The sequence below is a fragment of the Erythrobacter tepidarius genome (assembly GCF_002155695.1).
Classification (GTDB): domain Bacteria; phylum Pseudomonadota; class Alphaproteobacteria; order Sphingomonadales; family Sphingomonadaceae; genus Erythrobacter; species Erythrobacter tepidarius.
This window is the reverse complement of record NZ_MUYJ01000006.1, coordinates 177,618-191,560: the sequence shown is the minus strand read 5'-3', so window position 1 is coordinate 191,560 and position 13,943 is coordinate 177,618. Positions and strand designations below refer to the sequence as shown.

Here is a 13,943-nt window from a genome sequence, read left to right as displayed (position 1 = left end):
ACAAAAAAGCGATTAATAGCATTGATTCAGTATGTTAGCCTCACCTCATCTTGACATAACGGCCGGGGGCGTCCTCGATCACCCTGTCGCCCGGGCCGCCCGGCACCCGCTTGCCGCTGGCCGGAACACGGGTATTGTCCTGACGCTCCAGCCAGCCGAGCCAGTGCGGCCACCAGCTGCCCGGATGTTCCTCGGCGCTCGCGATAAAGGCCTTCAACGACGGCGCGCTGCTGTCGCCGGTCCAGTACTGGTACTTGTTCGCGCTCGGGGGGTTGACCACCCCGGCAATGTGGCCGGAGCCGGCGAGCAGGAATTCCAGCGGCCCCTTGAAATGCTCGGTGATCCGCCACACGCTTTCGGCCGGCGCGATGTGATCCTCGCGTCCCGCCTGCACATAGGCAGGGGTGGTGACGCGGGTCAGGTCGATCGGCGTGCCGTCGGCTGACAGGGCATCGGGCACCACCAGCTTGTTGTCGCGATAGAGATCGCGCAGATAGGCATTGTGCCACTTGGCAGGCAGGTTGGTGACGTCGCCGTTCCAGTGGAGCAAGTCGAAGGCGGGATAATCCTCGCCCAGCAGATAGTTGTTGACGACGTAGTTCCAGATCAGATCCTTGCCCCGCAGCGCGTTGAAGGTCGCGGCGAGATAGCGCCCGTCGAGATAGCCTTGCGGCGACAATTGCGCGATCATCTGCAGCTGCCCTTCATCGACGAAATGCTTGAGATCGCCCGCGCGCTCGAAATCGACCTGGGCGGTGAAGAAGGTCGCGGACTTGACCTTTTCCGCCTCGCCCCGCCGGGCCAGCACCGCCAGCGTCGCAGCCAGCGTCGTTCCGGCGACGCAATAGCCGATGGTGTGCACGGCCGGTACGGCGAGTCGCGCACGGACATGGTCGATCGTCTCGATCTGGGCGCGGATGTAATCGTCCCATACCACGTCAGCCATGGTTGCATCGGCGCTCTTCCAGCTGACCACGAACACCGAAATGCCCTGATCGACCGCCCATTTGATGAAGCTCTTCTTGGGCGTCAGGTCGAGGATGTAGAAACGGTTGATCCATGGCGGGAAGATCACCAGCGGCACCTCCAACACCTGTTCGGTGGCAGGCGAATACTGGATCAGCTGGTAGAGCGGGGTCTCGTGCACCACCTTGCCCGGCGTCGCCGCGAGGTTCTCGCCCAGACGGAAGGCGTCGGGATCGGTATGGGTCAGCTGCCCGCGCTTGAGATCGTTGATGAGGTGCCGCATCCCGCGCACGAGGCTCTGCCCCCGCGTCTCGACCGTGCGTTTCAGCACCACCGGATTGGTGAGCAGGAAATTGTCCGGGCTCATCGCCTCGGCCAGCGCACTCACCGCGAATTCGAGCTGCTCGCGCTTGGCCGGATCGAGCCCCTGCATCGCCTTCACGCTGTTACGGAAATATTCGGCCAGCATCAGATAGGTCTGGTGCAGCAGGAGGAAGGCCGGATGTTCGCGCCACGCCGGATCGGCAAAGCGCCGGTCATGCAGCGGCAGGGCCTCCGGCTCGGGGGCCTCGCTCGCCGCGCCGGCGAGGAAGGATTGCGCCATCCCCTGCCACAGCTCGAACGCCTCCTGCGCCAGCTTGGCCTGCGCGCCGAGCAGGCCCATGGGCATCTGCGCGAGCATCGACTGCGAGATCACCAGCCATTGCGCCGGATCGACCGGATGGGCGCCCTGCGCGGCCTGCTCGGCCGCCTTGCTGGCCTGATGGGCCGCAAAATCGAGCCACAGCTGCTGGAGCTGCGCGCTGGCGTTGGCCCATTCGCCAAGCTCGCCCACGTCGATGCCTTGCGGCATCAGCGCCGCCAGCGCGTCGGGCGAGGTGGCGCCGCCCAGCCCCTTGGCGAGCAGTTCGCGCAGCGCCTCGCCCTGCATATCGAAGAAACCGCGGATGCTTTCCGCCGCCGCTTCGGCCCCCGCCGTCAAGTCCTTGTCGTCCGCCATTTTCCGCAAATGTCCCGAGTTTCCGCGTCTCGCCGCGATCATGGCCGCGCCGGCCCTGACGCGCCAGCGGCAATCTAGCGAAAACGCCTTCCCTCGGCGAGGGCTATTGGCTTAGGGGAGATGTGTCGCCCCAGCGTGCAGGCCATGCGAGCCACCAAGGATGAAGAAGAACGTCGATGAATGATCAGTTCTACCGGATGAAGCGGATGCCGCCATATGTGATCGCCGAAGTCAACGCGATGCGTCACGCCGCCCGTCTGGCCGGGCAGGACATCATCGATCTGGGCATGGGCAATCCCGATCAACCCCCGCCTCAGCATGTCATCGACAAGCTGTGCGAAGTCGCGGCCAAGCCCGATGCGCATGGCTATTCGCAGTCCAAGGGCATTCCCGGGCTGCGCCGCGCCCAGGCGGGCTACTACGCGCGCCGTTTTGGGGTCGAACTCGATCCCGAAACCGAGGTAGTGGTGACGATGGGCTCGAAGGAGGGGCTTTCCAGCCTCGCCACCGCGATCATCGCGCCGGGCGACGTGGTCTTGGCACCCAATCCGAGCTACCCGATCCACACCTTCGGCTTCATCATTGCCGGCGCCACGATCCGCTCGGTGCCGACCACGCCCGATGAATATTACTGGGAATCGCTCGAACGGGCGATGAATTTCACCGTGCCGCGCCCTTCGGTGCTGGTGGTGAGCTATCCGTCCAACCCCACCGCCGAGACGGTCGATCTGGCCTTCTACCAGCGGCTGGTGGCCTGGGCGAAGGAGAATCAGGTCTGGGTGGTCTCCGATCTGGCCTATTCCGAGCTCTATTTCGACGGCAATCCCACACCTTCGATCATGCAGGTGCCCGGCGCGAAAGATGTCGCGATCGAGTTCACCTCGATGTCCAAGACCTATTCGATGGCGGGCTGGCGGATGGGCTTTGCGGTGGGCAACCGTCAGCTGATCGCGGCGCTCACGCGGGTGAAGTCCTATCTGGACTACGGCGCCTTCACGCCGATTCAGGCGGCGGCCTGCGCCGCGCTCAACGGCCCGCAGGATATCGTCGAGGCCAACCGCGCGCTCTATCGCAAGCGCCGCGACGTGATGGTCGAGGCTTTCGGCCGCGCCGGGTGGGAAATCCCCGCGCCTTCGGCCTCGATGTTCGCCTGGGCGCCGCTGCCGCCGGCGCTGAAGAGCATGGGCAGCCTCGAATTTTCCAAGCAGCTGCTGACCGAGGCGCAAGTCGCGGTCGCGCCGGGTGTGGGCTATGGCGAGAACGGCGAGGGCTATGTCCGCATCGCCATGGTCGAGAACGAGCAGCGCCTGCGGCAGGCCGCGCGCAACATCCGGCGTTACCTCCAGTCGCTCGGCGTCAACTCCTCGGCGGCGTGAGCTGTCATCTTCGCCAAACCCGCGGGCATCGGATTGCCGGATGGGTTAGGTAGTCAGCCGAGGTTGGGTCGGGTTTGAAGGAGATGCCGCATTCCGCCAACGGCTCGTTGTCTGACCGCGACACGCTGATCCCGCGTTTTCGCGAGACTGGCGAGGTCACGCGCGATCTGCTCCACCGCGATGGCCGGGTCGCGGATCGCTGGCTGGGCCTGCATCCGCACGAATTCGCGCTGCTGTGGGGGCGGGCGCAGCAGCCGGGCGAGCGCATGGACTGCCGCGCGCTGCCTGGCCGAGGTGGGGCGCATCACCTTCGAGCGGGAGACCACCGGCCTTGCGGTGCTCGTCGCGCGGCGCCGGGCCAGGCTTGAGCCTTTCGGGCTTGCGCGGATGGTCGCGCCCCATCCCGACGGCGCCTATTACCTCGCCACTGCGCTCGACCCGGCCGATTACCGGCTGACGCGGAGCATGGGTGCCTAGAGCAACTGGACTTGGCGGCCGGAATCGGCAAGGCTGAGGCTGCACACAGCGCGTTTCGAGGGATCAGAGCACCATGACGGCCACCGCTACCACCATCGTCAATGATCGCGTCGCCATCGAACTGGGCGAAGACGGCGTGGCAGACGTGCGCCTGGTGCGCACCGACAAGCTCAATGCACTCGACCCGGCGATGTTTCAGCGCATCATCGAGGCGGGCAGCGCGCTCCAGCGGATGAAGGGCCTGCGCGCCGTGGTGCTGTCGGGCGAGGGGCGGGCGTTCTGCGCCGGGCTCGATCTGGCGAACTTCTCGAAGCCGCCGGCCGCGGACGAACCCCCGCTGACCGAACGCACCTATGGCAATGCCAACCGCGCGCAGCAGGTGGCGATGCAGTGGCGCAAGCTGCCCGTGCCCGTCATCGCCGCGGTGCACGGGGTGTGCTTCGGCGGCGGCCTGCAGATCGCGAGCGGGGCGGACATCCGCATCGTCCATCCCGAAACCCGCATGGCGATCATGGAAATGAAGTGGGGCCTCGTTCCCGACATGGGCGGCTATGCCCTGTGGCGCGGGCTGGTGCGCGATGACGTGCTGCGCGAGCTGATCTACACCAACCGCGAATTCACCGGGGCTGAAGCGCAGCGGCTTGGTCTGGCGACCTATGTGGACGACAGTCCGCGTGAACGCGCGCTGGCGCTGGCCCGCACGATTGCGCTCAAGAACCCCCACGCCATCCGCGCTGCCAAGCGCCTTCAGGCCGCGATGGTCGAAAACGATACCGACGCGATCCTGATGGAGGAAAGCATCGAACAGCACGCGATCATGCGCAGCCGCAACCAGATCGAAGCGGTGATGGCCGAGATGGAACGCCGCAAGCCCAACTTCGAGGATCTCTAAGGCGCACGCGCCCGCGCGGCGTTTCGCGCAAGCGGTATTGCCGCAGTTGCGTGATGACAGGGCGCGGCGGTTGGGCTAACGGCCTCGCCGTCATGGCCCGTTTGCGCGCCCTTGTCTCTCACCATGCCCGGCGCGTGCTGGTGCTGCTGGCGCTCGCCTTGGCGGCCAAGGCGCTGGTGCCGGCGGGCTTGATGCTGTCGCCGGGGGCGGACCGTTACCTCACGGTCACGATCTGCGCCGATGCCAGCGGCGTGCCCCAGCAGATGCGCATCGCGATCCCCGACAGGTACGATGGGCACGGCGATCGGACAGGGGCGGCGGACAAGGGCCAGCCCTGCGCCTTTTCGGGGCTTGGTCATGCCATGCTCGGCGGGGCCGATCCGCTGCTCTTGGCCGCGGCGCTCGCCTTCATCCGGCTGCCCGGATTGGCGCTGCGCCCTGCGCTGCCTGCGCGTGACGCGCCCTTCCTGCGCCCGCCCCTGCGCGGGCCGCCTTCGCCGCGCATCTGACCGTCACGCGCCGCGCACCCGCACCCGCCCGTTCCGGATCGATGGCGGTGCCGCGGTTGTCTACTCTTTTCGATAAAGGCCAGTTTTCCAATGAACTTTACCCGCATGGTCCGGGCAAGCCTGCTTGCCGGATGCACCCTCGCCATTGCCAGCCCGGCGCTGGCCGAGCACGCCACCACCCCGCAGGACCGCGAGGACAGGCTCACCGATACCATCATCGTCACCGCCCAGCGCGGTGACACCATTGCCAGCGATGCTGTCGCCGCGCCGCGCCAGATCGCGCTGCCTGCCGATGCCGCCGCGATCGCCGCGCGGGTTGCAGGCGGCGACATCTTCGGCAATGGCGCGCTCTCCGGCCAGCTCAGCTATCGCGGGCTGGCGGGCGAGCGCGTGCTCGGCCGCGTCAACGGGCAGCGCTTCGCCACCGGTGGCCCCAACGCGATGGACCCGCCGCTGCACTACGCACCTTCGATCCTGGTCGAACGGATCGATGTCGCCCGCGGCGTTGCTCCGGTGGCCGAGGGGCCGTCGCTGGGCGGCGCGATCAATGCCCAGCTGGTGCAGGCGCAGTTCACCGATAGCGCCAGCCTCTCGCCGCAGGTGCGCCTCGCCCCTCGCCAGCCAATATCGCAGCGTCGATGACAGCTACGCCGTCGGCGGCCTGGCGGGGCTTGCGAGCGCGCGCTGGCGTTTCGGCCTCAGCGCCAGCCGCGAGCAGGGGGACGATTACCGCTTCCCCGGCGGCACTGCGGTTGGCACCCGGTTCGAACGCAACCTCTATGGCGTCCACGCCGGGTTGCAGACCGGCGCGGGCGAATTGTTCGTCGAGTATCGCCGTTCGGAAACGGACCCCTCGGGCAACCCGCCCTTCGCGCTCGATATGGTCTATTTCAACACCGACTTCGTCCAGGGCGGATTTCGTGGGCAAATCGCCGAGGATGTCGGCCTGACGGTGCGGCTCGGCCATGTCGCGGTGCGGCACCTGATGGACAACCAGACCCTGCGCCGCCCCCGCGCCGCCCCGGCACAGGCGCGCGCGACCTTTGCCGAAGCCGACACCATGACGGCGGAAGCCGCGCTGCGCTTCGGCAGCAGCCGTGCCTATTTCGAGTTCGGTGCCGATGCCGAGCTTACCGACCGCTTCGTCACCATTACCAACCCCACCAACCCGGCCTTCTTCATCCAGTCCCAACCCGATGTGGAGGCCGAACGCTACGGCGCCTATCTTCAGTGGCGCGGGCAACTGGGCGCGGTGCAGTTTGAGCTGGGCGGGCGGATTGACCGGACCGAACAATCGGTAGGCATCCCCTTGCTGGGCGCAGCAGTGCCGATGGGGCCGCGCGGGCTGGCCAATGCCTTCATCGCTTCGGGGCGGCAGGCCTCCGATACCACCTTCGACGGCGTGGCGCGGCTATGGGTCGAGAGCGGCACCTTCGTTCCGCGCCTGACGCTGGCGCGCAAGACCCGCGTGCCGAGCGTGCTCGAACGCTTCGCCTGGCTGCCGACCGAGGCCAGTTTCGGGCTGGCGGACGGCAATATCTATGTCGGCAATCAGGCGCTGAAGCCGGAGGTTGCCTGGATTGCCGAAGCCGGGTTCGATTGGGACAATGACTGGCTGACGCTGCGCCCGACCCTCTTCTACCGCCGGGTCGATCGCTTCATCCAGGGCACGCCCTTCGATGCGACGCCGGGGGTGATCAACACGCCGGTCGAGATGGTCGCGAGCATGAGCGGCGATCCCACCCCGTTGATGTTCCGCAACACCGATGCAGAACTTTACGGTGCGGATCTCGACTTTGTGCTGCGCCCGCTGGCGCGCCTCGAACTGGCGGGTACGGCGAGCGTAGTGCGCGGACAGCGGCGCGACATTGCCGATAATCTCTACCGCATTCCCCCGGCCAACCTGCGGCTGTCGGCCACCAGGACCAGCGGGCGGCTGGCGGTGGGGACGGAGCTGTTCGCCGCGGCCGACCAGAACCGCGTCTCGCGCACCAATGGCGAACAGCCCGGCGAAGGCTTTGCCACCATCGGCCTGTTCGCGCGCTTCGGGTTTGCCGAGGGGCTAGCGCTCGAAGCCGGGGTCGAGAACCTGCTGGACGCGGCCTATGCCCCGCACCTCGCCGGTCGCAGCCGGGTGGGGGCATCGGACGTCCCTCTGCTCGAACGCCTGCCCGGCCCGGGCCGTGGTGTCTGGGCAAGGCTGACCGCGCAGTTCTGAGCCGCAGGAATGCCCACCCCCAACGCCTGTCCCGGAAGGGCAAGCTTGGGGGTGGGTCAAGGCGGCTGGCCTTGGCCCGCGCAGCCCTTTCCTACAGGCGGCCGGGCGCCTAGCTTGCGCGCGGATCTTCGGCATTGTCAGACCCCGATTGCGATCGTCAGGGGCGCGCGCTGGGCCGGTGTCCGTCCAGCGCCGCCACCCTGTACAACAAATTGAAAAAAAGACGAAATACCGGAAATTGTGAAGGTGACGGGGTGTCAACTTCGTCAACTTTGTTATTTTGTTGCGGGAGGCTTTCAGCCGAACACCGCCACACACTGGATGCCGTCGAGCACCTGCCGCCCTTGCGCATCCCACAATCGCAGCCGTTCCGAAGAATAGCCCGCGTCGGCATGCTGGCTGGCGTTCTCGGCGAGATACCAGCCATCGCGCGAGCGGCTTTCCGGATCGAGCACGGTGAATGACCAGTTGATCGAGCTGATCGGACCCTGCCGCCGCATCGCCCGCATCGCGCCGGGCGGCATGACGTCGCCCATCAGCACCAGGGTGGAGACCGGATCGAGATCGTGCGCCTCGGTCAGGCGCGCCCAGCGCCGCACAGCCGCACCGTGCGCGGCGCCCTTGCGCTGGCCGTAGCGCAGTTCGAAGTTCTTGGCCACGAAGGAGGGCGCGAAAGGGTGGGTCACGCACTCGTTCTCTTCGGGCGGGCCGGGCCAGTCCTCGGGGGGCGCGGATGGGTGGACGGCATTGGCTTCGCGGCCCTCGGCGAACACCCAGAAGGCCGAAAGGGCGACCTTGCCCTCGCAGCGGATCTCGCTGCGGACCTGCGTGACATGGCGGCCCTGGCGAACGATCTCGGCGGAGAGTTCGATGGCCTCACCGACCGGTGCGACGAAGGCGATCTGCCCGGCGCGCAGTGGCGGAAGGCCAGGGAAGGCGCGGGTTGCCATGGTGTAGGCGATCAGCGCCGAGGCCCCTCCATAGAGCGTGCGCCCCTGCATCCAGTCGGCGGCATGGGCAAGGCGGGCAGGGCCGGGTTGGCCGGTGACGGGCGCGAGCAGGCTGGCGATGGTCATGCCGCTCGCCATGCCGCGGCCTGCGGCCCTCGTCCAGACTGACGTTGCGTCATGTCGGGTCTGCTGGCGCAAGGAGGGGCGGGCGGCCTGCAGCGCAATCACAGATTGCCAAGCAGTCCCCGAATCGCTAGTGCGCCGCTTCCGCCCGGGCGATTGTCTCGGGAGGCTCGGCCCGATGGCGGAGTGGTGACGCAGCGGACTGCAAATCCGTATACGCCGGTTCGATTCCGGCTCGGGCCTCCACCTTTGCGATTGCGCGAACGGGCCACAAGGCCTAGTCCGCAAGGCCGGAATGCCGCTTTAGCTCAGTCGGTAGAGCACATCATTCGTAATGATGGGGTCACGTGTTCGAGTCACGTAAGCGGCACCACCCACCTGTTTCTCGACATTGCCGGAAGTCGTGAAATTCCGCCGTCTATGCGGGATATCTCGGCGTCCAACGGCGCTGGCTGTTCCTGCCGGCGTCCTCGGAATGCACGCGATCCGGCGCCGGATGGCGCGTTCGATGATTGCTGCGCGCTTCGGCTCTGCCGCGCTTGGGGCCGTTGCCGCAGCGGTTCGCTGTGCTGCTGACCACAATCCCGGCCCCGGCGCTGGACGCAGGCGCGGCGCACGGATGCCGGTGCCAGCGCAGCCACGAGGAAGTCAGGCCAGAATAACGCTCTTGCGCCGTCGCCGCTTCCGGTCAGACTGCGCCTTGCCTAGGCCGCTGTCACCCTCAAGGGCAGAGTTTTGAGCCCGCCGACGAAGGTGCTGCTGGCGCGTTTGGCCTCACCGGCCGGTTCGACCGCCGCGACCCGGTCGAGCAGCGCCTCGAACAGGATTCGCATTTCCAGCCGCGCCAGATGCAGGCCAAGGCACTGGTGCGCCCCTGCCCCGAACGCAAGGTGGCGGTTGGGCGAGCGGGCGGCGTCGAAGCGGCGCGGATCGGGGAACTGCGCAGGATCGTGATTGGCCGCGACATAGTTGATCATCAGCCAGTCGCCCTTCTTCACCTGCTGGCCGCCGATCTCCACGTCTTTGGCAGCGGTGCGCATGAAGTGCTGCACCGGGCTGGTCCAGCGGATCGCTTCCTCGACGATGCCTGGGAGCAGCGAGCGATCGGCACGCACACGGGCATATTGTTCGGGATCATTGGCCAGCGCCTGCATCGCGCCCGCGGTGCTTGCCGATGTGGTATCGTGCCCGGCGGTGGCGACGATGATGTAATAGCCCGCCATGTCGCGCGGCGGCAGCGGCTGGCCGTCCACCAGCGCATTGGCGATCACGCTCGCCACATCGTTGGTTGGGTTGCGGCGGCGATCTTCTGCCAGAGCGGCGAAATAGTCCTCAAAGGTCTTCACCGCTCCGGCGACGATCTGCACGACCTGTTCGGGTGTCATGTTCTCCATGCCCGAGCCTGACAGATCCTTGTCCTGCCCGCCGAACAGCTGCTGGGTGAGCATCTGCATCCGGGGCTCGTCCTGAGGCGGCACGCCGAGGATCTGCATCACGACGCGCAAGGGATAGGGGCCGGAGACGAGCTTGACGAAATCGACCTGCGGACCCTGTTCGATCATCCGGTCGATCGTCCGTGCCGCCAGCGCGCGCAGCTCGCCCTCAAGCTTCGCGAGGTTCCTCGGCATGAACCAGTCCTGTGTCAGCCTGCGATATTTCGGGTGGATCGGCGCGTCGAACACCACCAGCGAATCGACCAGCATGTTGGAGCCGGTCGCGGCGCGGCTGAACGCGATCGCTTCGTTGAAGCTGAACACCACCGGGCGCGGGTTGTTGAGGAAGGTCGCATTGTCCTTCGAGATGCGCATCACATCGTCATAGGCGGTGACGAGCCAGAACGGCTCGAACAGGCCGGGCGTGTCCGGCTGGACCTTGGCGACCGGGGTCGTGGCACGGATCGCGTCGAAGGTGTCGAGCAGCCCGTCCCACTGCGCATAGGCGTGCGGATCGATCACCCGGCGGGCGATGTCGCCGGGCAGAACCGCCACCCCGCTCACGCCGCTGCTTCCTTCGCCTTGGCGGCGTATTCATCGCGCAGTTCGCGCTTGTAGAGCTTGCCGTTGGCCTCGCGCGGGAGATCGGGGCGGAAGTCGAACAGCTTGGGCATCTTGATCTTCGAAAGCGACGGCGCGAGAAATGCGCGCAGCTCTTCCTCCAGTTCCGGCCCTGCGTCAGCCATGTTGCGCGGCTGCACCACCGCGACGACCTTCTCGCCCAGATCAGGGCAAGGCGCGCCGATGACGGCGGCGTCCATCACCTTGGGGTGAGTGACCAGCAGATTCTCGATCTCTTGCGGATAGATGTTCACGCCCCCGCTGATGATCATGTGGCTCTTGCGGTCGGTCAGGAACAGGAAGCCGTCCTTGTCCAGATGGCCGATGTCGCCCAGCGTCATCCAGCCCTTGGGATGCATCGCCTCGCGGGTCTTTTCGGGATCGTTGTGATAGGTCGGCAGATTGTCGTTCTCGAAGAAGATCAACCCGTCCTGATCGGGGCCGAGTTCCTCGCCGTCTGGCCCGCAGACATGGATCTTGCCGTGCACCGCCACCCCGACCGTGCCGGGCTTCATCAGCCATTGTTCGGACTTCACCAGGGTCATCCCGATCATTTCGCTCCCGGCGTAATATTCGTTCACGATCGGACCCCACCATTCGATCATCTGGCGCTTGATCGGCACCGGGCAGGGCGCGGCGGCGTGGATCGCGCGCTTGTGGCTGGACAGATCGTAACGGCTGCGCACTTCGGGATCGAGCCGCAGGAAACGCACGAAATGGGTTGGCACCCACTGGCTGTCAGTGACCTTGTATGTCTCGATCGCCTTGAGCGCCGCTTCGGGATCGAACTTTTCCATCATCACCACTGTGCCGCCGAGGCGGTGGACGACCGAGCACCAGCCGATCGGCGCGGCGTGATAGAGCGGGGCGGGGGAAAGATAGACCATTGAACCATCCGCTGGCATCCCCATCCCCAGCGTCGCAAGGCCCAGCAGCGGAACCGGCGCGGTGGGATCGGGATCTTCCGGCGGAGCCGGACGGATGCCCTTGGGTCGGCCGGTGGTTCCAGAGGAATAGAGCATCAGCAGGCCGGCGCTCTGATCGGGGATCGGGGTGGCGGGCTGGGCCGCCAGTGCAGCAGCGAAATCCTCGTGGTCCCCCGAATCCATCACCAGCACCGAAAGACCGGGGCACTCGGCGCGTATGTGATCGAGCAGACCGCTGAAAGAGCCGCTGGTAATCAGCAGCTTCGCCTGCGAATCGCGGATGATATAGGCCGCTTCCGGCGCCGTGAGGCGCGAGGAGATCGGCACCAGCATCGTCCCGGCACGCTGCGAGCCCCAGATCAGGGTGAAATATTCGATCCGGTTTTCGAGCAGCACCGCAAAGGCGTCGCCCGCTCCGATCCCGTGGGCGCGCAGCAGGTGCGCAAAGCGGTTCGATTCGGCGTCCATCGCGCCATAGGTGATCTGCTTGCCTGATCCGGTCATGATGACGGCGGGATGATCCGGACGGGCCGCGGCGTGCGCGATCGGGTGCATCGACATGATCTCTCTCCCTCGCAGCGGCGCGCCGGTAGGCGGCGCGCGCTGGCATTCTCGGGCATGAAATCTAGCGGTAGCGCAACAGCCCGCAAGCAAAATCGGTATGGGAAATGCTACCGAAAACGCGGTGCCACGGCTGCCGGGGGGGGGGACAAGAAAAAAGGCGGCGGGATAACCCGCCGCCATGTTCGGACACCCTCTCCAATGTCCGGCCCGCTTACAGCGGGCAATCTCGTCCGATTCACTCACCACCTTGGCCGGTGAGGCGCGCATCGCGGGCATATGCCAGCTGTGCTTCGCTCTCTACCATATACGGAATCGGATTTACTGCAACCCCATCGATGCGGACTTCGTAATGAAGGTGCGGGCCGGTCGATCGACCGGTCGAACCGACATAGCCGATCAGATCGCCTTTCTTGACACTGTCGCCGGCAGCGACCGCGAGGCGCGAGAGATGGGCGTAGCGGGTTTCCATCGAGGCGCCGTGATTGATGCTGACGTAGAGCCCGTAGCTCGAATACCAGTCGGCACGGCCGACAAGGCCATCGGCGGTGGCATAGACCGGGGTGCCGGTCGGCGCGGCAAGATCAATCCCGGCGTGCTGGCGGCGACCGCCGAGAACCGGGTGTGTGCGCATCCCGAAGCCGCTGGTCAGCGCAGCGCCCTCCAGCGGCATACGCGAGGGCACCGAGACTGTCGGACGGGTGACGGGCGCGGAATAGGCGGTTTCGGCAAGGGCACCGACCCCCACATTCGGGCTGGTGCGTTCGAGCGCCGTCCAGCTGGCAAACAGCGCCTTGAAGCGCTGGTCGCCAGCGGCAAGCGGATCGGCCTGATCGGGCTTCACCGGCGCGGCGACATCCGCGCTGGCGTTGGCACTGGCGGAACTGGCGGTATTGGCGAGAGCGGGCGTGGTGCCGGCGGCGGTAAGCAATGCAGCGCAGCACAAGGCTGCGATTTTCGACATCTGGCGCACGGCAAACTTCATAACTGACCCGATCCTCGATTTCGGCCCGGCCAGGACTGGCGGGTCGCTCGTTTGATTGAGCACGTCTGACCCGTGCCTTGGTGGGATCGTGGTTATGCGGGTGAGTCGCTAAGACGCAATCGACGCGTAAAATTCGCGCGACAAACCGGCAGCAAGACGCGCCGAGTCGTTGAACGGCGGCTTAATGACCCCGCGAAAGTGCTGTTTTACGAGCTTCTGCCACAGGGGCTCCGGCGCTTCCTGCGCCATTTCGGCACAGCGAAGAAAATGCTTGGTGCCAACCGCGACATGCCTGACTTCGTCGTCAAGGATGCGGGCAAGAATTCTTGCCCCACCCGCATCGCCCGCCGCGGCTACCCGCTCCAGCGTCGCCGGCGTGACGTCGAGTCCGCGCGCTTCGAGCACCATCGGCACCACCGCCAGCCGCGCGGCGACATCGTTTCGGGTGGTGTGCGCGGCCTCCCACAGCCCGGCGTGGGCAGGCAGCGCGCCATAATGGCTGCCAAGCGATTCGAGCTTCCGTGCCAGCAGCGCAAAGTGCATCGCCTCGTCGGCGGCAACGTTGAGGAAATCGCCGACGAATGCCTCGCCCATCTGCGCGCCGAATCGCCCGGCCATGTCGAGGGCCAGATCGATCGCGACGAATTCGATGTGCGCCAGACTGTGCCACAGCGCGATTCGCGCACGCTCCGATCCGAACTTGCCCCGCTTGGGCATCCGGTTCGGCGGGAGCAGCGCGGGCGCATCGGGCCAGGCGGGCTGATCCGGCATGGCGACGTCAAACCGCCATGCCAGCGCGCCTCGGCGCCACGCCCGCGCCACTTCGCGCGCGGCAAAGCACTTGGCACGCGGCCCGGCGGTGAGCAGCGCGGCACGGATCGCCGCGGCGACGGTTTGCATGGGCGG

12 protein-coding genes and 2 tRNA genes are annotated in these 13,943 nt (G+C 66.4%); 8 read left to right on the top strand and 6 right to left on the bottom strand.

Features of this window, described 5'->3' with window-relative positions; translation table 11 throughout:
* Nucleotides 1–40: 40 nt before the first annotated feature.
* Nucleotides 41–1,966 (bottom strand): PHA/PHB synthase family protein, encoded by a 1,926-nt coding sequence (locus tag BZF61_RS07840; protein ID WP_086618265.1) that lies wholly within the window; start codon nt 1,964–1,966, stop codon nt 41–43.
* Between the two features lie 176 nt (nt 1,967–2,142).
* On the opposite strand from BZF61_RS07840, the gene BZF61_RS07835 reads away from it, so the two are divergent.
* The 6 genes from BZF61_RS07835 (at nt 2,143) to BZF61_RS07810 (ending at nt 7,438) form a co-directional block, all read left to right on the top strand.
* Entirely contained in the window at nt 2,143–3,342 is a 1,200-nt protein-coding gene (locus BZF61_RS07835; RefSeq protein WP_086618263.1) for an LL-diaminopimelate aminotransferase, read from the top strand.
* 180 nt (nt 3,343–3,522) lie between these two features.
* The gene (locus BZF61_RS07830) at nt 3,523–3,819 is read left to right on the top strand and encodes a hypothetical protein (RefSeq protein ID WP_086618261.1); all 297 of its coding nucleotides are present in this window, start codon (nt 3,523–3,525) and stop codon (nt 3,817–3,819) included.
* A 73-nt stretch (nt 3,820–3,892) separates the two neighbouring features.
* Entirely contained in the window at nt 3,893–4,711 is an 819-nt protein-coding gene (locus tag BZF61_RS07825; protein WP_086618259.1) for a crotonase/enoyl-CoA hydratase family protein, read from the top strand.
* A 92-nt stretch (nt 4,712–4,803) separates the two neighbouring features.
* Nucleotides 4,804–5,220: a hypothetical protein gene (locus BZF61_RS15885; protein WP_086618258.1), complete on the top strand. Its 417-nt coding sequence runs from the start codon at nt 4,804–4,806 to the stop codon at nt 5,218–5,220.
* A 90-nt stretch (nt 5,221–5,310) separates the two neighbouring features.
* Complete coding sequence (locus BZF61_RS07815; protein ID WP_086618256.1) at nt 5,311–5,862, top strand: TonB-dependent receptor plug domain-containing protein; 552 nt, start codon at nt 5,311–5,313, stop codon at nt 5,860–5,862.
* Nucleotides 5,768–7,438, top strand: a complete 1,671-nt coding sequence (locus BZF61_RS07810; RefSeq protein ID WP_158094074.1) for a TonB-dependent receptor domain-containing protein — start codon at nt 5,768–5,770, stop codon at nt 7,436–7,438. The genes BZF61_RS07815 and BZF61_RS07810 overlap by 95 nt, the downstream gene beginning before the upstream one ends.
* 296 nt (nt 7,439–7,734) lie before the next feature.
* Here the strand turns inward: BZF61_RS07810 and BZF61_RS07805 are convergent, their stop codons facing one another.
* Entirely contained in the window at nt 7,735–8,514 is a 780-nt protein-coding gene (locus BZF61_RS07805) for an acyl-CoA thioesterase (RefSeq protein WP_086618322.1), read from the bottom strand.
* Nucleotides 8,515–8,683: 169 nt separating this feature from the next.
* Between BZF61_RS07805 and BZF61_RS07800 the strand changes: the two genes are divergently transcribed.
* Both BZF61_RS07800 and BZF61_RS07795 read left to right on the top strand, forming a co-directional pair.
* Nucleotides 8,684–8,757: transfer RNA gene (locus tag BZF61_RS07800), tRNA-Cys, on the top strand.
* Nucleotides 8,758–8,808: 51 nt separating this feature from the next.
* Nucleotides 8,809–8,884: transfer RNA gene (locus BZF61_RS07795), tRNA-Thr, on the top strand.
* Between the two features lie 331 nt (nt 8,885–9,215).
* On the opposite strand, the gene BZF61_RS07790 is transcribed toward BZF61_RS07795, so the two are convergent.
* From BZF61_RS07790 to BZF61_RS07775, 4 genes are all read right to left on the bottom strand, one after another.
* Nucleotides 9,216–10,508 carry a cytochrome P450 gene (locus BZF61_RS07790; protein WP_086618253.1) on the bottom strand — a complete coding sequence of 431 codons (1,293 nt, stop codon included), beginning with the start codon at nt 10,506–10,508 and terminating at the stop codon, nt 9,216–9,218.
* Nucleotides 10,505–12,046, bottom strand: coding sequence for an acyl-CoA synthetase (locus BZF61_RS07785; RefSeq protein ID WP_211276738.1), 1,542 nt, complete (start codon nt 12,044–12,046; stop codon nt 10,505–10,507). The genes BZF61_RS07790 and BZF61_RS07785 overlap by 4 nt, the downstream gene beginning before the upstream one ends.
* A 244-nt stretch (nt 12,047–12,290) precedes the next feature.
* Nucleotides 12,291–13,016 carry a M23 family metallopeptidase gene (locus BZF61_RS07780; protein WP_245804544.1) on the bottom strand — a complete coding sequence of 242 codons (726 nt, stop codon included), beginning with the start codon at nt 13,014–13,016 and terminating at the stop codon, nt 12,291–12,293.
* A gap of 129 nt (nt 13,017–13,145) precedes the next feature.
* Entirely contained in the window at nt 13,146–13,937 is a 792-nt protein-coding gene (locus BZF61_RS07775; RefSeq protein ID WP_086618249.1) for a ferritin-like domain-containing protein, read from the bottom strand.
* Between the last annotated feature and the right edge of the window lie 6 nt (nt 13,938–13,943).